The 17,008-nt window shown below is 61.0% G+C and carries 16 protein-coding genes and 2 tRNA genes; 7 read left to right on the top strand and 11 right to left on the bottom strand.

Annotated elements, in window-relative coordinates; translation table 11 throughout:
- Positions 1-2 precede the first annotated feature (2 nt).
- Entirely contained in the window at positions 3-2,126 is a 2,124-nt protein-coding gene (locus BLS51_RS15605; protein ID WP_090184039.1) for a TonB-dependent receptor plug domain-containing protein, read from the top strand.
- On the opposite strand, the gene BLS51_RS15610 is transcribed toward BLS51_RS15605, so the two are convergent.
- Positions 2,127-2,507: a hypothetical protein gene (locus BLS51_RS15610; RefSeq protein WP_139168709.1), complete on the bottom strand. Its 381-nt coding sequence runs from the start codon at positions 2,505-2,507 to the stop codon at positions 2,127-2,129. It abuts the gene before it with no gap.
- A 121-nt stretch (positions 2,508-2,628) separates the two neighbouring features.
- On the opposite strand from BLS51_RS15610, the gene BLS51_RS15615 reads away from it, so the two are divergent.
- The gene (locus BLS51_RS15615) at positions 2,629-3,735 is read left to right on the top strand and encodes a patatin-like phospholipase family protein (protein WP_229207587.1); all 1,107 of its coding nucleotides are present in this window, start codon (positions 2,629-2,631) and stop codon (positions 3,733-3,735) included.
- Here BLS51_RS15615 and BLS51_RS15620 read toward each other — a convergent pair.
- Positions 3,732-5,426 (bottom strand): FAD-dependent oxidoreductase, encoded by a 1,695-nt coding sequence (locus BLS51_RS15620; RefSeq protein ID WP_090184029.1) that lies wholly within the window; start codon positions 5,424-5,426, stop codon positions 3,732-3,734. The two genes, BLS51_RS15615 and BLS51_RS15620, sit on opposite strands and share 4 nt — an antisense overlap.
- 77 nt (positions 5,427-5,503) lie before the next feature.
- Positions 5,504-5,833: a hypothetical protein gene (locus BLS51_RS15625; protein ID WP_090184025.1), complete on the bottom strand. Its 330-nt coding sequence runs from the start codon at positions 5,831-5,833 to the stop codon at positions 5,504-5,506.
- Positions 5,834-5,946: 113 nt separating this feature from the next.
- On the opposite strand from BLS51_RS15625, the gene BLS51_RS15630 reads away from it, so the two are divergent.
- Positions 5,947-7,023, top strand: coding sequence for a type II asparaginase (locus BLS51_RS15630; RefSeq protein WP_090184021.1), 1,077 nt, complete (start codon positions 5,947-5,949; stop codon positions 7,021-7,023).
- A gap of 2 nt (positions 7,024-7,025) precedes the next feature.
- Here BLS51_RS15630 and BLS51_RS15635 read toward each other — a convergent pair whose 3' ends face one another.
- Positions 7,026-7,649, bottom strand: a complete 624-nt coding sequence (locus BLS51_RS15635; RefSeq protein ID WP_090184017.1) for a flavin reductase family protein — start codon at positions 7,647-7,649, stop codon at positions 7,026-7,028.
- Between the two features lie 109 nt (positions 7,650-7,758).
- Between BLS51_RS15635 and BLS51_RS15640 the strand changes: the two genes are divergently transcribed.
- Complete coding sequence (locus tag BLS51_RS15640) at positions 7,759-8,208, top strand: GNAT family N-acetyltransferase (protein WP_090184014.1); 450 nt, start codon at positions 7,759-7,761, stop codon at positions 8,206-8,208.
- Here the strand turns inward: BLS51_RS15640 and BLS51_RS15645 are convergent.
- Entirely contained in the window at positions 8,197-9,051 is an 855-nt protein-coding gene (locus tag BLS51_RS15645; RefSeq protein WP_090184011.1) for a type 1 glutamine amidotransferase domain-containing protein, read from the bottom strand. The two genes, BLS51_RS15640 and BLS51_RS15645, sit on opposite strands and share 12 nt — an antisense overlap.
- 97 nt (positions 9,052-9,148) lie before the next feature.
- On the opposite strand from BLS51_RS15645, the gene BLS51_RS15650 reads away from it, so the two are divergent.
- Positions 9,149-10,048: a LysR family transcriptional regulator gene (locus tag BLS51_RS15650; protein WP_090184007.1), complete on the top strand. Its 900-nt coding sequence runs from the start codon at positions 9,149-9,151 to the stop codon at positions 10,046-10,048.
- A gap of 150 nt (positions 10,049-10,198) precedes the next feature.
- Positions 10,199-12,151, top strand: a complete 1,953-nt coding sequence (locus tag BLS51_RS15655; RefSeq protein ID WP_090184004.1) for a CocE/NonD family hydrolase — start codon at positions 10,199-10,201, stop codon at positions 12,149-12,151.
- A 294-nt stretch (positions 12,152-12,445) separates the two neighbouring features.
- Here BLS51_RS15655 and BLS51_RS15660 read toward each other — a convergent pair whose 3' ends face one another.
- From BLS51_RS15660 to BLS51_RS15670, 3 genes are all read right to left on the bottom strand, one after another.
- Entirely contained in the window at positions 12,446-14,083 is a 1,638-nt protein-coding gene (locus tag BLS51_RS15660) for a methyl-accepting chemotaxis protein (RefSeq protein ID WP_090184000.1), read from the bottom strand.
- Positions 14,084-14,307: 224 nt separating this feature from the next.
- Positions 14,308-14,616 (bottom strand): type II toxin-antitoxin system RelE/ParE family toxin, encoded by a 309-nt coding sequence (locus BLS51_RS15665; protein WP_090183996.1) that lies wholly within the window; start codon positions 14,614-14,616, stop codon positions 14,308-14,310.
- Entirely contained in the window at positions 14,613-14,888 is a 276-nt protein-coding gene (locus BLS51_RS15670) for a ribbon-helix-helix domain-containing protein (RefSeq protein WP_090183992.1), read from the bottom strand. The genes BLS51_RS15665 and BLS51_RS15670 overlap by 4 nt, the downstream gene beginning before the upstream one ends.
- Positions 14,889-15,005: 117 nt before the next feature.
- Here BLS51_RS15670 and BLS51_RS15675 point away from each other — a divergent pair, with 117 nt between their 5' ends.
- Positions 15,006-15,311: a hypothetical protein gene (locus BLS51_RS15675; RefSeq protein WP_090183985.1), complete on the top strand. Its 306-nt coding sequence runs from the start codon at positions 15,006-15,008 to the stop codon at positions 15,309-15,311.
- A gap of 47 nt (positions 15,312-15,358) precedes the next feature.
- On the opposite strand, the gene BLS51_RS15680 is transcribed toward BLS51_RS15675, so the two are convergent.
- The 3 genes from BLS51_RS15680 to glmM all read right to left on the bottom strand — a co-directional run bounded on the left by BLS51_RS15680 (position 15,359) and on the right by glmM (position 16,998).
- A tRNA-Arg gene (locus tag BLS51_RS15680) sits at positions 15,359-15,435 on the bottom strand.
- Positions 15,436-15,506: 71 nt separating this feature from the next.
- Positions 15,507-15,583, bottom strand: a tRNA-Pro gene (locus BLS51_RS15685).
- A gap of 65 nt (positions 15,584-15,648) precedes the next feature.
- Positions 15,649-16,998, bottom strand: a complete 1,350-nt coding sequence (gene glmM / locus BLS51_RS15690) for a phosphoglucosamine mutase (RefSeq protein WP_090183980.1) — start codon at positions 16,996-16,998, stop codon at positions 15,649-15,651.
- Positions 16,999-17,008 lie beyond the last annotated feature (10 nt).

Raw genomic sequence — 17,008 nt, forward strand, 5'->3', positions numbered from 1 at the left:
CCATGCCAGTACCACGTATCACCAGCAGCCTGCTGCTGGCGGTGACCGCTTGCGCCTACGCATCCGAAACACCGGAGCCGCCACAGGTCCAGATCAAGGCCAGCCGCGACGACTTGCGCCAGCGTGAAACCACCACCGCCATCGTCATCCACCACGCCGACATCGTGCGCCAGGGCGACCAGACGCTGGCCGATGTGCTCAAGCGCCTGCCCGGCGTCAGCATTCGCGGCACGCCCGGCCAGGGCGGCGGCATCCAGATGCGCGGCCTGGGCAATGGCTACACGCAGATCCTGCTGAACGGCGAACCTGTCGCCACCGGCTTCTCGCTGGACAGCATCGCGCCGGAAACCATCGAACGCATCGAAATCCTGCGCAGCGCCACGGCGGAACTGAGCAACCAGGCGGTGGCCGGCGCCATCAACATCATCCTGAAGAAAGCCGCGACAAAAGGCCAGCGCTCGGTCAGCGCCAGTCTCGCGCGCCAGGCCGGCGCCAGCACGCCATCGGTCAGCGGACAAATCTCCGACCAGGACGGCGCCTTCTCGTACAGCCTCGCCGCGACGCTGACGCGCAAGCAAAACCGCAAGCCCTTTACCGACTGGCAGGAGCAACGCACGCCCGATGGCACACTCGCGCTGCTGCGCCGCACACCGCAAACGGAAAATGGCCGCACCGATTCGCTGACATTGACGCCGCGCCTGAACTGGAAGCTCGACGGCGGCGATACCCTGAGCTGGCAAAGCTTCGCCTACCTGCGCCGCATGGACAACCTGACCGTCGCTGATGAACAAGCGCTGCTCGGCGAGCATAGCGAATACCCGCACAACACGGCCAACTTCGTCGCCAACTTCGTTATGCTGCGCAGCGACCTGAATTGGACGCATCGCCTGGACAATGGCGACAAACTGGAAATGAAACTCGGCGCCAGCACCAATCGCCGCACCGGCACTTTCGATTTTCACGGCATGGATGCCGATGGCGCGCCGAAAAGCCGTCACCACGTGGATTCAGGGCCGGTGGAGAACACCGTCACCAGCACCGGTACCTATCGCCATCCAGTCGGCGAGACGCATGCGATTGCACTCGGATGGGATGTCAGCCATGGCGTTCGGCGCGAGGACCGCGACGAGACGCTATTCGATGCGGCCGGCGTGCAAATCAGCGCCAACAACGCCGATTATTCCGCGACCGTGAACCGTTTGGCGGTGTTCGCGCAGGATGAATGGCAAGTCACCAAGCGCTATTCGCTGTATCTGGGATTGCGCCACGAGCGGCTGGACACCGTCAGCCGTGCGGCCGCCGCCAATGCGCCGGACAAGCTGGACAGCAGCTCGGCAGTCTGGAGCCCTTCGCTGCAATCACGCTATGAGCTGGAGAACAAGGATGTGCTCCGGCTGGCGCTCAGCCGCACATACAAGGCGCCGCAACTGGTGCGGCTGGTGCCACGCCGCTACACCAAGGATAACAACAACAATCAGACCAATCCGGATGAACAAGGCAACCCGCTGCTGCGGCCGGAGCTGGCCTGGGGCCTGGATGCGGCGTACGAACATTATCTCGGCGATGGCGCGCTGCTCAGCGCCAGCGTCTACGCGCGCCGCATTCGCGATGTGACGCAATGGCGCTTGTTCGAACAGGATGGCATCTGGGTGACGGCGCCGTTCAACGACGGCAAGGCCAGCTCGCACGGCGTGGAGCTGGAAGCGAAACTGCCGCTGACGAAGGCGCTGGACCTGCGCGCCAACCTGGCGCGCAACTGGTCGCGCGTGAACAATGTGCCGGGACCGTACAACCGGCTGGAATCGCAGACGCCAGCCACCGCCAACATCGGCCTCGACTATCGCTGGTCACGGTGGGCGCTGGGCGGCAACCTGAATTACCAGGCCGGCGAGCGCGAACGCCAGTCAGCAGAAACGCTGAGCAGCACCAGCCCGAAACGGGAACTGGATCTGTACGCCGTGTGGAAATGGCAAGCCAGAACGCAGTTGCGTCTGTCCGCCAGCAATCTGCTGCGTCAGCAAGCGACGGAGAACTACAGCTACACCGACGCCAAGGGCGCCGTGCGCACCCAGCGCCTGACGCCAGGCTACGCCACCCTGCGTCTGATGCTGGAACATCAGCTGTAATTAGTGGACGTTGCGGGCGATGTAATACGTGGCGCCGACGAGGCCGGAGCCCGCCGCTGTCATCCATATCATCAGGCGCCAGGTCTGTGCTTCTATCGCTTTGTGGAGTGCTGTACGGACGGACTCAACTTCTGTACGGACGGACTCAACTTTCGCCTCGGTGGCGTAATACGTCATTCTCTCGTTGAGCGCCTTAAGCTCCGCCTGCATAACGCCGGTGGTAACGCGAAGTTCATTTTGTCCGTCGCGCAGCACAGCCACCTCCCGCGCCAGTGCTTGCTGTCCCTCCTGCATCAGCTTCAGCGTCGCCAGCATGGACTCATTCTGTATCTGCATTTGTGCCTGCATAACAGCCGTGCGCGTTAGCAAGGTCTGCAGCATTTCGCCCGTCGATGTGCCATGTCCGTCCATGCTTCACATAGTTTGCCTCAGGTGAAGATACGTCAAGCGGAACGGCGATCAGATGTCGAATAGCTCAAACTTCGTGATATCGTTGCGTTCTATGACGCAAGATTCGTATAAACCATATAAACGTTGCATGGTGCTGGGCGGTGGCGGCTTCCGCTTCGGCATCTATATCGGCATGTATGCCGCGCTGCGACAAGCCGGCAAGGCGCCTGATGTGCTGCTGGCCAGCTGCGGTGGCGCGATTGCCGCCGCCATCATCCACAACCTGCCTGATCCGGAAACACAGCGTCTTTGGCTGTCATCCGAAGAGATGTACGGCTTCTGGTGCAGCCTGCGGTCCACCGACCGTGCTGCGCTGGCCGGCACCTTGATGCGTGCGGCCGGGCGCAAGCTGTCCACCGCCCGCGCACCAGTGGTTCCTGACCTGTTCAACGATTACCTGTTCGAGATTCCGCCACAACTGCCTTTGCCTTCAGCGGTCGAGACGCCCGAAGTCGAGGTCGCCATCATCGCTGGCAAGCTGCTGTTCGGGCCTGAAGACGTCGGCCAGCGGCGCGGTCAGCGCAAGCTGTATGCGGAAACCATCTTCTGCAACGAACGCACCGCCAACGCGCTGCACGGCATGGACTCGCCACTGGCAGACGAACGCTGGGGCCAGCACGCCATCGCGCAGGCGATGCTGACCGACAGCACGGCAAGCGTCAACGAAGCCGCCCGCCTTTCCATCGCCGACATGATCTACTTCCGCAGCGCCCCCTATCGCGGCGACGAGTACATCGGCGGCGTGCTGGACCTGTTCCCGGTCGAAATCGCCCGCAGGCTGGGCAAGGAAGTCATCATGGAATTCAAGGAAGCCTTCGACCAGGTATTCTCGATTCCCGCCTGGCGCTCGGTGCTGGGCGTGGACGGCAACGCGCGTCTGCGCTACGCCAACTCACACCTGGCCGACATGCGCATCGACTCGTCCGACGTTTCGGTGGTGCTGGAAAAGCAGCAGCTACAGCAAAAGCTGGACTGGCTGCGCAACCGCATCGAACTGCAAATGCCGCCGAGCTACGACGTCTTCGCCCAGCACATGCGCGACCAGTGGCAGTACGGCTACGAGCGCGCACAGGAAGCGCTGGCGCGGCCGCCGCGCCAGCAGCCGCCAGTCCGCCGTGCCAACAAGTACAGCAAACCGCTGAGCAGCATCGAGCCTTAAAGGAAGTCCGACGCCAGCGCCTGGTGCAGCGAGGCCACCGCCGCCGAGCCTTCGCCTACCGCCGCCGCCACCCGCTTGACCGAGCCGCTGCGCACATCGCCAACCGCGAAGATGCGCGGACGGCTGGTTTCCAGGAAGTGGCGCGAACGTTCCAGCGGCCACTCGGCGGCCGGCACATCCGGCCCGGTCAGCACAAACTGCTTGGCGTCCAGCGTCACGCAATCCCCCAGCCAGGCGGTGCTTGGCTCCGCGCCGAGGAACAGGAACAGATGACGCGCCGGCGCCTCGCGCGGTTCGCCGCCCTGGCTTTGCCAGCAGATGCTTTCCAGCCGCTCGCCGCCGCGCAGCTCGACGATCTGCTTATGCGTGTGCAGCGTGATTTTCGGCGAGGCTTCGATGCGCTGGATCAGGTAGCGTGACATGCTGGCCGCCAGCCCGCTGGAACGCACGACGATGTGCACGTGTTTGGCGTGTGCCGACAGAAACACCGCCGCTTGTCCCGCCGAATTGCCACCGCCGACAATCACCACTTCCTCGTTGGCGCAAAAGTTCGCCTCCATGAACGAGGCGCTGTAGTAGACGCCCTTGCCTTCGAAGCGCTCCAGTCCCGGCAAGGCCGGCTTGCGGTAGCGCGCGCCGCTGGCGATGACGATCGAGCGCGCGCGCAGCTTCTCGCCGCTGTCGATATCGATGGCGTATTCCTGCTCGCTGCAATGAACCGCGCTGACCTTGACCGGCACCGCCACCTCGGCGCCAAACTTGCGCGCCTGCGACAGCCCGCGTCCCGCCAGCGCCTGTCCCGACACGCCGGTCGGGAAGCCGAAGTAATTCTCGATCTTGGAGCTGGCGCCAGCCTGGCCGCCGGGCGCCTTCGCATCCAGCACCGCCACCGTCAAGCCTTCCGATGCCGCGTACACCGCAGCAGCCAGCCCCGCTGGACCAGCGCCGACCACCACCACGTCGAACAGGCGGCCGTCGATGCTATCGGGGCTGATGCCAATGCCGTCCGCCAGCTGGCGCAGGGTCGGCTTGCGCAGCACGTCGCCGGACAGCGTGACCACCGCCGGAATATCCTGCAGCGTAATGCCGAAGCGCTCCATCAGCTTGTGCGCCTCTTCATCGTGCGCGTTCTCGGTATCGAAGTAAGCAGCCGGCTGGCCGTTACGATTGAGGAAATGGCGCAGCACCAGCGTCTCTTGCGAATCGCGTGCGCCGAAGATCACCACGCCGCCGCCGGTTTGGTCCTGCATGTAGGCGACGCGGCGCAGGATGTAGGCGCGCATGATGGTTTCGCTCAGCTCTGCCTCCGAAATCACCAGCGTGCGTAGCGCCTCCTCGCTGATGACGATCAGCTCACTGTCCGCCACCACGCGCGCGGTGGCGACAGCGGCGCGGCCGGCCAGCGCGCCCATCTCGCCGGTGAACATGCCTGGCCCATGTGTGCCCAGCATGCTGGCGCCCAGCACCGAGCCGCGCTCGATTTCGATCGCGCCGGAGATAATCACATACATCGGAATATGGCGGTCACCCTGGCGGAACAGCACCGTACCGGCACTGAAGTGCTGTCGTTCGCCGTAGCGCAGCAGCACGTCGAACTGCGCTTCGCTGAGTGTGGGGAAAATCTGATGGCGGCGGTTGCCGATGTCGGACGACGCCAGATGCGGGGCGGTGCCCCCGGTGTGCTGTTCCATGCCGTATCCTCGTTGAGTGATGCGGCCATCATAGCGCTAAACAGGCAGCGCGGTCGCCTACCCTTGTGGCAGGATCGTCAGCGGCATAGCTGCTGCCACTGCGCCTCGAATTCGTCCGGCGTTACATCTTGCGCCAGCAGCGTCAGGTCGCGCGCCACCGAGATGTAGCGCTGAAAGCCGATGTAGGCGCCAAAGGCATCCTTGGCGTTGACTTCGCCGCACGGCGCGCCGCCCTTGCCGATGAACTGGTTGCGGAACTGCGCATGCGCCGGCTCCAGCACCTTTTCCCTGACATATTTTTCGCCCTGGCTGTTCAACAGCGCCATATCCTCGCGCTGCTTCTGCTCGGCCGACTTGCCGCAGGCCGCCAGCGCCAGCATCAACGCTGTCGTGATTAGCAATCTCATATGTTTTTCTCTTTTATATCCTACATCCTGACTTAACGCGGCAACACCGCGCGTTGTTGACACACGGGCGATTTGTTAATATCCCATGCTTTACAGCTTGATCAGGAGACAATATGTCCAACCCAATTTCCGCCCGCTGGTTCAAAGCACTGCTGGCGTGCGCAATGTTGCTGAGTTCCTATGCCGGGGCAGCGGAAAAACTGGCCCACGTGACCATCCTGGCCACCGGCGGCACCATTGCCGGCAGCGGCGCCACCAGCACCACCACGGTCGGCTACACCGCCGCCACCGTTGGCGTGGACCGCCTGATCGCCGCCGTGCCGGAACTGGCCAAGGTTGCCGACGTCAAAGGCGAGCAGGTGTTCCAGATCGCCAGCGAAAACATGAGCAACGAGCACTGGCTGACGCTGGCCAAGCGCGTCAACACCCTGCTGGCGCAGCCTGACGTTGACGGTATTGTCATCACACACGGCACCGACACGCTGGAAGAAACCGCCTACTTCCTGGACCTGACCGTCAAGAGCAAAAAACCGGTGGTGCTGGTCGGCGCCATGCGTCCGGGCACCGCGCTGTCGGCTGACGGCCCGATCAATCTGTACAACGCTGTGCTGCTGGCCGCCAGCAAAGACGCCATCGGCAAAGGCGTGCTGGTGGCGCTGAACGACCAGATCCACGCCGCCCGCGATGTCACCAAAACCAATACCTCGACGCCGGACAGCTTCAAGACCCCGGAACTGGGCCTGCTCGGCTACATCCAGGGCAACAAGCCATATTTCTATCGCCAGTCGACCCGCAAGCACACCGCCGACAGCGAGTTCGACATCAGCAAGCTGACCGCGCTGCCACAGGTCGACATCGTCTACGGCTACGCCAATGTTAGCCCAGTTGCGCTGAACGCGCTGGTGGGCGCCGGTGCCAAGGGCATCATCCACGCCGGCGTTGGCGATGGCAGCCTGGCCAGCTCGGTCAAGGCCGGCCTGGTGGCCGCGCGCAAGCAAGGTGTGCTGATTGTGCGTGCCAGCCGCGTCGGCCAGGGCATCGTCGCCCGCAACGGCGAAGCCAACGACGATGAACTGGACTTCGTTGCCGCCGATACGCTGAACCCGCAAAAAGCCCGCATCCTGCTGATGCTGGCGCTGACCAAGACCAGCGACAGCAAGCAGATCCAGCAAATGTTCTACACCTATTGAGTCTACGGATAGCTGGGCCGCGTCATGCGGAACAGGCTGTCCGGCGTGATTTCGAAGTAATCGGCCGGGCCGCCGCCACGCAGGATGGTGTGCGAGCCGGCCGTATCATAAATGCCATCGCGCAGAAGCTCACGCGCGATGTGCACGCCCACCACTTCCCCTAATATCAGCCAGCTATTGGTTTCCACGCCGGACGCGCCGTGCAGGCGGATGATCTGGCTGCGCTTGCATTCAAACGCCACCGGGCTCTCCGCCACGCGCGGCACCGAGACGATGTTGGAAGGTTGCGGCGTCAGGCCGGCCAGCTGGAACTCGTCCACCTCTGGCGGCGCGGCGGCGCAGCTGGCATTCATCGCCTCGGCCAGCGGGCGGGTGGCGAGGTTCCACACGAATTCACCGGTTTCCTCGATATTCACCAGCGTGTCCTTGCGGCCCAGGCTGGCAAAGCCAATCAGTGGCGGCGTGTAATTGAACGCATTAAAGAAGCTATAAGGTGCGAGGTTCAACATACCGCTGGCGGAACGGGTGGAAATCCAGCCGATCGGGCGCGGCCCGACGATGGCGTTGAATGGATCATGCGGCAAGCCGTGGCCTTGTGCCGGCTGGTAGAAGTAGGGGTCGCTCATGCCTCATTGTCGCACAAGCTGTTAATGAAACAATTTATACAAAAAGAACACTTGCACCTTCGACGCAGGGGTCGCAGTATACGGGTATCACCTACTTGAAACACGTAAGATGGAACTCGATCTGCAATTTCGCTTGCTGAAAGCCCCGCCCGCCACCAAAGTCCTGATGGCGTTTCGCCGCGACGCGGACAGCGAAGGGGCGCTGCCACGGCCGAAGGCGGCTGACGCGCGCGGCACGGTGCAATGGGTGGCGGTCGAGCTGAATAAAAAGCAGATCGGCATCGCCCGCCTGGAGTTGGCGCCGCCGGAGTTTTGCTTTGTGTCGGAGCTGATAATACTGAGTCAATACCGCGGTCAGGGCATCGGCCACTGGATCATGAAGCGCATTGAACAATACTGCGCGGGCGCCGGCATCAAGCGCCTGCTGCTGGAGGCAGGCGAAGGCACCGACAATTTCTACAAATCGCAGGCCTTCGTTTCCGACCCGCTGATGCCGCGTTTGCTGCGCAAGGACATCAATCCCTTCCAGCGCAAGATCTTCTCTCCATTATTCCACTGACCAGCGTTTCAGCCGCGCCAGCAGTTCGTCCGCCGCCGCGTTGGCCGATGCCGGATTCTGGCCGGTGATCAGTTCCCGGTCCACCACCACTTTCGGCTGCCAGTTGGCGGCGCTGCTATAGACACCGCCCGCACGTTCCAGCGCCGTCTGCGGCGTGAACTTCATCTCGCCACCTTTCAGCATGGGCTTGGCGGCTTCCTCTTCCGGATTGCTAATCACCGTCATCTTGTAGCCGGCGTAAATCCAGCCGGGCGCCTTGGCGGCTTTGCCGTTCTCCAGCGTTTTGGTGAACTGCTGCGGCTGCCCCAGCGTCGACAGCAGTGCGATGGGGCCGTGGCAGACCAGGACAGTCGGCTTGCCATCCTTGTGGAAAGCTGCCAGCAGGCGGCCCAGCGGTGCGCTATGCAGCAGGTCCTGCATCGGCGCATGGCCGCCCGGCACGTAGACCGCATCATAGCGGGCGTAGCCGGTTTGTTCTACGCGCGCCAGGCTGATCACCGGTGAACTGGTGGCCGAGGTCAGCTGCAGTTTATCCAGCAGCGCCAGGTGCTGCTGCATCTGCGCCTCGTCATTCCCGAAGTACATTTTGTCCACCGAGCTGCGATCGACGGTCGGCGCCTTGCCCAGCGGCGTGGCGAACGTGACAGTGTGGCCGGCGTCGATCAGCTTTTTCACTGGCTGCATCAGTTCGTTGGCGTAGAAGCCGGTGTCGAAGCTGCGGTTGTCGCGCAGAGCCAGCTGGGATTCATCAGACAGTACGACCAGCACGTTGGCGGCGCTGGCAGTCAAAGCGGCCAGGCCGAGGACGGCGCCGGAGACGGCGTTGCGGAGGGTGTGCTTCATGGTGTTGCTCCTTTGTTTTCAATAGCAACAGTGTATTCATGCTTGCGATGTGTTTAAATAACCGGAAATTCAAATCATCTGTTCTTGAAAGGTATGAATGGCACGGCAATTCGATCACATGGCGGACGTGGAAGCCTTTGTCACCATCATCGACAAGGGCACCATCAGCGCGGCGGCGGTCGCGCTCGGCACCACGCCCTCAGTGCTGAGCCGGGCGGTGGCGCGGCTGGAAGCGCGGCTTGGCGTGCAACTGATGCGCCGTACCACGCGCCGGCTCAGCATCACCGAGGCTGGCACTCTGTATCTGGATCAGGCGCGCAGCGCTTTCGGGCTGATCGCTGATGCCGAACGGGCGATTCAGGGCCAGGGCGGCGCATTGTCCGGCAAGGTGCGCATCAGTGTGCCCACCACTTATGGGCACTACCGCCTGCCTGCCCTGCTGCGGCCATTCATGGAACAGCATCCGCAGGTGACGATAGAACTCAGCATCAGCAACCGCAATGTCGATCTGGTGGCAGAAGGTTACGACATGGCCATCCGCCTCGGCGAGTTGGCCGACAGTGGCCTGGCCGCCAAGCGTCTCGGCGATGAGGCCGTGTGCCTGGTCGCCTCGCCAGCCTATGTGGCGCACGCCGGCATGCCGCGCGACCTCGACCAGTTGTCCCGGCACGCCTGCCTGCCCTTCATCCTGCCGAGCACCGGCCGCCAGGCGCCATGGCTGCTGCGGGTGGACGGCCAGGATCTCGACTGGCTGGCGCCCGCCCGCATGCTGGTAACGGACGATGTGCTGGGCGTGGTGACGCTGGCGCAGCAAGGCCTGGGCATCTGCCAGACCTATCACTTCATCGCCGAAGAGCGGCTGGCCAACGGGCAACTGACCGAGGTGCTGCCGGCGTTGCGCGGTCGCAGCCGGCCGTTTTCGCTGATTTATCCTCCGCACCGGCGCATGTCGGCCGCCAGCCGCGCGCTGATCGACTGTCTTCCCTCAGGTTGTTAACATTTTCTGTGGATAAGGTTGTTAAGAAGCATTCTCAGCGGCTTCTAAGCCTTTGTTTTCAATGAACAAAATCCCGCTGCGCAAATTTTTTGCAGCGAGAGTTATCCACTCCAGTACACTAGCTGATTAGCCACTTATCCCCTGGACTTCATGAAATTGCGATACACCGCCCTTGCCTTGTCGCTGCTGCTGGGCGCCACCAGCCTCCACGCCAGCGCCGCCGAGGCTGATGCGCCGAAATGGAGCTTGCGCGAGCACTACACCAAATACGAATTCAACATACCGATGCGCGACGGCATCAAGCTGTTCACCGCCGTCTACGTCCCGAAGGACGCCAGCAAACCCTATCCCTTCCTGATCCAGCGCACGCCATATAGCGCCGGCGTGCAGGCGACCGGCGAATTGCATTACGGCGTGGATTTCTACCCGGAGCACATCGGCCCGTCGCAACAGTTCGAGGACAGCGGCTACATCTTCGTCAAGCAAGATGTGCGCGGACGGTATATGTCCGAAGGCAAATGGCAGGAAATGACGCCGCACAGTAATCCCAAGCGCGCCAAAGGCGAAGGCAACGAGAGCGAAGACATGCACGACACCGTCGACTGGCTGCTGAAGAACGTGGCCAATAACAACGGCAAGGTCGGCATCCTGGGGATTTCCTATCCCGGCTTCTACACATCGGCAAGCATCATCGATTCTCACCCGGCCATCAAAGCAGCCTCGCCGCAGGCGCCGGTGACCGATCTGTACATGAATGACGACTCCTACCATGGCGGCGCCTTCATGCTGGCGGCAAACTTCGACTTCTACTCAGCCTTTGTCGAAGCCGAAAACCCGACGCCGCTGCCGAAAACCTGGGACCGCTTCGACTACGGCAGCGCCGATGGCTACGAATTCTTCCGCAAGCACCTGACGCTGACCAACATCCTGGGCACGATGACCGCCAAACAGCGCGCCCTGCTACAGCCCACCATCGAGCACAGCAGCTACGATCAATTCTGGCAAAGCCGCAACATCGCCCCGCACCTGAAAAACATCAAAGCCGCAGTGCTGACCGTCGGCGGCTGGTACGACGCCGAAGATCCGCAAGGCCCGCTGACCACTTACGCCAGTATCAAGCGCAACAATCCTGGCATCTACAACGGCCTGGTGATAGGACCGTGGGTGCATGGCGGCTGGGCGCGCGGCGAAGGCAAGCGCCTGGGCTACGTCGATTTCAACAGCAAGACAGGCGACTATTTCCGCACGCAGATCCAGTTCCCGTTCTTCGAGCAGCACCTGAAAGGCACGCCGAACAAGAACGCCACCGAAGTCCACGCCTTTGAAACCGGCACCAACGTCTGGCGCACCTACGCGGCCTGGCCGCCGAAACCGGCGCAATCGCGCACGCTATACCTCGGCCCGAACGGCACGCTGGGCTGGAAACAGCCGGCCGCTGGCGACGCTTATGACGAGTATGTCGCCGATCCGCGCAAACCGGTGCCGTTCACCGCCTATCCGGTCACTGGCGTGCCGAAGGAATACATGGTCGGCGACCAGCGCTTCGCATCCACCCGCCCGGACGTGCTGACCTACCAGAGTGAGCCGCTGGAGGAAGACGTTACCTTCGCAGGCCCGGTCAAGCCCAAGCTGTTTGTCTCGACGACCGGCACGGATGCGGACTGGGTGGTCAAGTTGATTGACGTGTATCCGGCGGAGTATCCCAGCAGCGATGAAGAGCGGCGCGGTGGCGACGTCGGCAAGCCGCAGCTGCCGATGGCAGGATATCAACAGCTGGTGCGCGGCGATCCACTGCGTGGCAAGTTCCGCAACAGCTTCGAAAAGCCGGAGCCATTCACGCCGGGCAAGGTGGAGCCGGTCAGCTATAGCATGACCGACATTAACCACACCTTCCGCCGTGGACACAGAATCATGGTGCAGATCCAGAGTTCGTGGTTCCCGCTGGTGGACTTGAATCCGCAGACTTTTGTGGATATTCCGAAGGCCAAGCCGGAGGACTTCCAGAAGGCGACACAACGGGTTTATCACGCGCCATCAATGTATTCCGGCATCGAAGTGCAGTTGTTAACAAATTCTGTGGATAAGCTTGTTAACAAGCGATAAGGCCAAGCATTAAGTAACTGTTTTATTGGAATAAAATAGAGCTGCGCATTTTCTGCGCAGCTCCCAGCGCCTGCCACGGCAAACATTCCCGCGATTCACAAAATCCGAAATAAAGAAGACAATCTGGCCGCGATAAACGCCTCACGCCAGTATGCCGCTCATGCCGGCAATACGGCTACTGAATATAGCGAATAATGCGGTCCTAGCCTGGTGCAGGAGTACAGGCTATCGGAGCATGCCAGAATTGAGTGTTTTTCGTGCTAATTTTTAGCATGAGTCCGCAGCAACGACCACTCACCCGCTGACTACACGCAAGCCTCCACGCGCATTCAGGCGGGCAGTCGGCGCCGTCTTGGGCGGTAGATGGGAAATGCTAGCGGCCGATGGATCTAATTTAAACTGATCGACGATTTCACTTAAATGCGCGGCCTGATCTTTTAATTCATGCGCAGCAGCGCTAGCCTCTTCAACCAATGCAGTATTCTGCTGCGTCATGCCATCCATTTGGCCAATGGCCTGACTGACTTCTTGAATACCCACGCTCTGCTCTTCACTGGCATGAGAAATCTCAGCCATAATCTCAGTCACACGGCGAACGCTTGCCACCACCTCATGCATCGTATTGCCGGCTTTATCAACCAAATCAGAACCTGCGTCGACTTTATTAACCGAATCATCAATTAAAACTTTAATTTCTTTTGCCGCCTGCGCGGCACGCTGAGCTAAAACCCGCACCTCGCTGGCCACCACCGCAAAACCCCGGCCTTGTTCACCGGCACGTGCCGCCTCAACAGCCGCATTCAAAGCCAGAATATTCGTCTGGAATGCAATGCCATCAATAACCGAAATAATCTCAACGATTTTCTTGGACGAGTCATTAATCGATTCCATCGTATCGGTAACCTGGCGCATAACCTCCCCGCCCTGCTCCGATACCTCCGATGCCGATTGCGACAACTGATTCGCTTGCTGCGCATTGCTGGCGTTTTGCTTCACGGTCGACGTCAATTCCTCCATCGCCGTCGCCACGCGTTCCAACGACTGCGCCTGCTGCTCGGTGCGCTGCGACAAATCGACATTTCCCTCGGCGATCTCGTTGGACGCATTGGTAATCGACTCAGTACCATGTCGCACCTCGCTAACAATGCCAGCCAGACTGTCGCGCATGCTCTTGATAGCAAATAGCAAACTATCCTTGTCGGAGGGCGCCAATTGCACGGTGACCGCCAGATCACCTTTGGCAATGCGGCTGGCAATTTCCGCCGCATAGGCAGGCTCGCCACCCAGTTGCTTCAGCAGCACGCGCTTGATCAAGCCGGCAATCACCAAGCTCAGCACGAAAGCCACGACAGCCAGCGCCGTCACCAGGCGCTGCGCACCGGACGCGTAGTCTTCCACCACGGTGGTGGCGGTCTCGGATTCCTTCTGCGCAGCCTTGACCAGCACACCCATGTCCTCGACGATGCGGCGGCGCAGCGGACTGCACTCATTGACCAGGAAGCGGCCATATTCTTCCATCTTGCCGGCTTCACGAAACTTGCGCGGACGCTTTAGTTCGTCCGCCATGGCGAGCAAGCCATCCTTCACCTTGGCGAACTGCGGATCATTGGCGTAGGCCGGCCCCATTTTCTCGACCGCCGCCAGGTAGATGGCCTTCTGCTCATCGACGATATTCAGCTCCTTGGCTGCCTGGGCGTCATCTTCAAAAATATACGCATTGCGGGCCGCCAGTCCGGTCTGCGCCAGTGCCTCGCGCGCCATGTAGAGCGGCTCCAGCTTGTCCGACGAAATGCGGTTTTCCTCGTGAAACGCCTTCGACAGCGACGACACGCGCACCACCGAAAATACCGCCAGCACCAGCATCAGCGCCGTCAGCATGCCAAAACCCAGCGATAGCTGGGTACCGATTTTTAATTTTTTGAACGAATCCATGTGACGCTCCAATGAGTGGCTAACAACCAGGCTCGCGGACGCAGGGCGAAGAAGGGAGAACGTGTCGGGGCGGGGACGAAAATCAGGTGACGAAAGCGCCGGCTAGGATATGGGCGGCGCCTCGATGCATTGAGCAGTTAGCGCAACTATGCAACAAAAAATTCTTTAAATCAACAAAAATAAAACTACCAACATGCTATGTGTGGCTTTGGACGGCACTCAACTCATTTCAAGGCTGCAGTAAAATTCCGCCCACCGTAGAAGATGCCAATAATTGTGACGAGGTCTAAAGCGTCATCAACGGCAAATGCGATGACTGTGCTTTTCTTAAAGTTGGTAAGACGCAGACCGGAGCGAATATCCTCCCGCAGCCTTCCCCTGTAAGGAAAACGCTCGAATGTCACGCAATAATCAACGATAGCTTCCGTATATCGCAGCGCGGTCTCGTGCGAGACTCTCTCCGCAATATAATGGTAAAGCTCAGTAAGCTGAACTTCTGCTTCCGGTGCGAAGACGACCGTGTATTTTTTCACTTTTCCCTGGCTGCTTTTTGCTCAGCAACCAGCCTGGATCGGACAGCATCGACACTGACAGCGCGCGATGGATCGGCTTTTATGGCATCAAGCGCAGGGGCTACCTGCTCCCTCAACCACGTTTCCATCATGCGATCACGCGCCAGCAACACGCGCAAACCGTCACGAATGACTTCGCTCTCAGTCGCATACTCACCCGCCGCCACCTTGGCTTTGACCGCGTCCGCCATCTCCAACGGCAAGGTAATGCTGAATTGTTGAGTAGTGCGCATGATTTTGCTCCAGGATTAATGGGATTAAATCCTACTCTGATCTGAATATACTGGCTAGATTTTTTAGTGGCTTGACTGCCGTCATCCCGGCGTGTTGATCTCCGATAGAATAGCGGAATGTCAAAACCCCCTAAATTCCCCGGCCCGCTGACAGCGCGTGGTGCCGTCCTGGCGGTGTTACTGTCTGACGCTGACCAGACCGGTGCTGAGCCGCTGCAAGGCCGAACATCGCTTGCCGCCATCGTCAAAACACTGAAACGCAAATACCATTGGCCCATCGAGTCCAGCAGCTTCCCTTCCAATGCTGGCGATGGCCGCGCCACGTGGGCGACGGTGTACAGTCTTCCGGCACCAGTGGTGGCAAAAGCGTTGGACAGCGGCGGCAGGGAGTGGCTGGAGCGCCGGGCAGGTGCACGGGCGTGAAGTAGCAGTATTGCCGGTGGCGGGGCGCAGGAACGACATTGATTTTATGGCCTGCCCAGCTGGGTTCGAACCAGCGACCCTCAGCTTAGAAGGCTGATGCTCTATCCAACTGAGCTATGGGCAGAGAAGACGCCGCAGGAATCTGCGGCGGAAATGAAAAACGGGCTGTCTTTCGACAACCCGTTTCCGAATTTTTGGTCGGAGTACAAGGATTCGAACCTTGGACCCCCTGGTCCCAAACCAGGTGCGCTACCGGGCTGCGCTACACTCCGAAGACCAGTATTCTACTAGCACTTCCGCAGAACGTCAATCAAAGCGACTGATTTATATTTCAACATCAGGCAGCAAGCTGGCTTTCCACTTTGTCGGCAATGCGGCGTGCCATCGATTGTGCGGCGTCGGCATCGCGCGCCTCGACCATCACGCGGATCAGCGGCTCGGTGCCGGAAGCGCGAATCAGCACGCGGCCGCTGTCGCCCAGTTCGGCCTCGACCTTGTCTTTCTCGGCCACCATGGCGGCGTTCTTGGTCCAGTCGAAGCCTGGCGCCACGCGCACGTTGATCAGCGTTTGCGGGAAAATGGTCAGGTCGGCACAGCATTCTTCCAGCGACTTGCCAGCGCGCTTCAGCGCCGACAGCACTTGCAGCGCGGAGATGATGCCGTCGCCGGTGGTGTGCTTGTCCAGCGCCAGCAGGTGGCCGGAGCCTTCGCCGCCGAGTATCCAGCCCTTGTCCTGCATGACTTCCAGCACGTAGCGGTCGCCCACCTTGGCGCGGGCGAAGCCGATGCCCTTCTCTTTCAGCGCGACTTCGACCGCCATATTGGTCATCAGCGTGCCGACGGCGCCGGCCACCGGGCCGGTGGCCAGGCGGTCCATCACCATCAGGTACAGCAGCTCGTCGCCGTTGTACAGACGGCCGTTGTGGTCACACATGATGAGGCGGTCGGCGTCGCCGTCGAGCGCGATGCCGAGGTCGGCGCCATGCGCCTGCACGGCGGCGGCCATGGCTTTCGGCGCGGTGGCGCCGTGTTCCAGGTTGATGTTGAAACCGTCCGGCTTGTTGCCGATGGCGATCACTTCCGCGCCCAGTTCATGGAACACGTGCGGCGCGATGTTGTAGGCGGCACCATGGGCGCAATCGACCACGACTTTAAGACCACGCAAGTCCAGTTCGTTCGGGAAGGTGCTCTTGCAGAATTCGATATAGCGGCCCTGGGCGTCGTCCAGGCGCTTGGCGCGGCCCAGTTTTTCCGAGGGCACGCAGTTCATCGGCTGGTCCAGCGCCGCTTCGATGTCCAGTTCCACCGCATCCGGCAGCTTGGTGCCCTGGGCGGAGAAGAACTTGATGCCGTTGTCCTGGAACGGGTTGTGCGAAGCCGAAATAACCACGCCGGCCGACAGGCGCAGCGCGCGCGTCAGGTAGGCGATGGCCGGCGTCGGCATCGGGCCGGCCAGCATGACGTCAACGCCGGCGGCCGAGAAGCCGGCTTCCAGCGCCGCTTCCAGCATGTAGCCGGAGATGCGCGTGTCTTTGCCGATCAGCACAGTCGGGCGGCCGGCGCCGCTGCGCTTGCTGGCCAGGACTTTGCCGGCCGCGTAGCCGAGGCGCATGACGAAGTCAGGAGTGATCGGTGCTTCGCCTACCAAACCGCGAATGCCATCGGTGCCAAAATATTTACGTGCCATTGTGTATGCT

The organism is Duganella sp. OV510 (assembly GCF_900100205.1).
Lineage (GTDB): Bacteria > Pseudomonadota > Gammaproteobacteria > Burkholderiales > Burkholderiaceae_D > Rugamonas.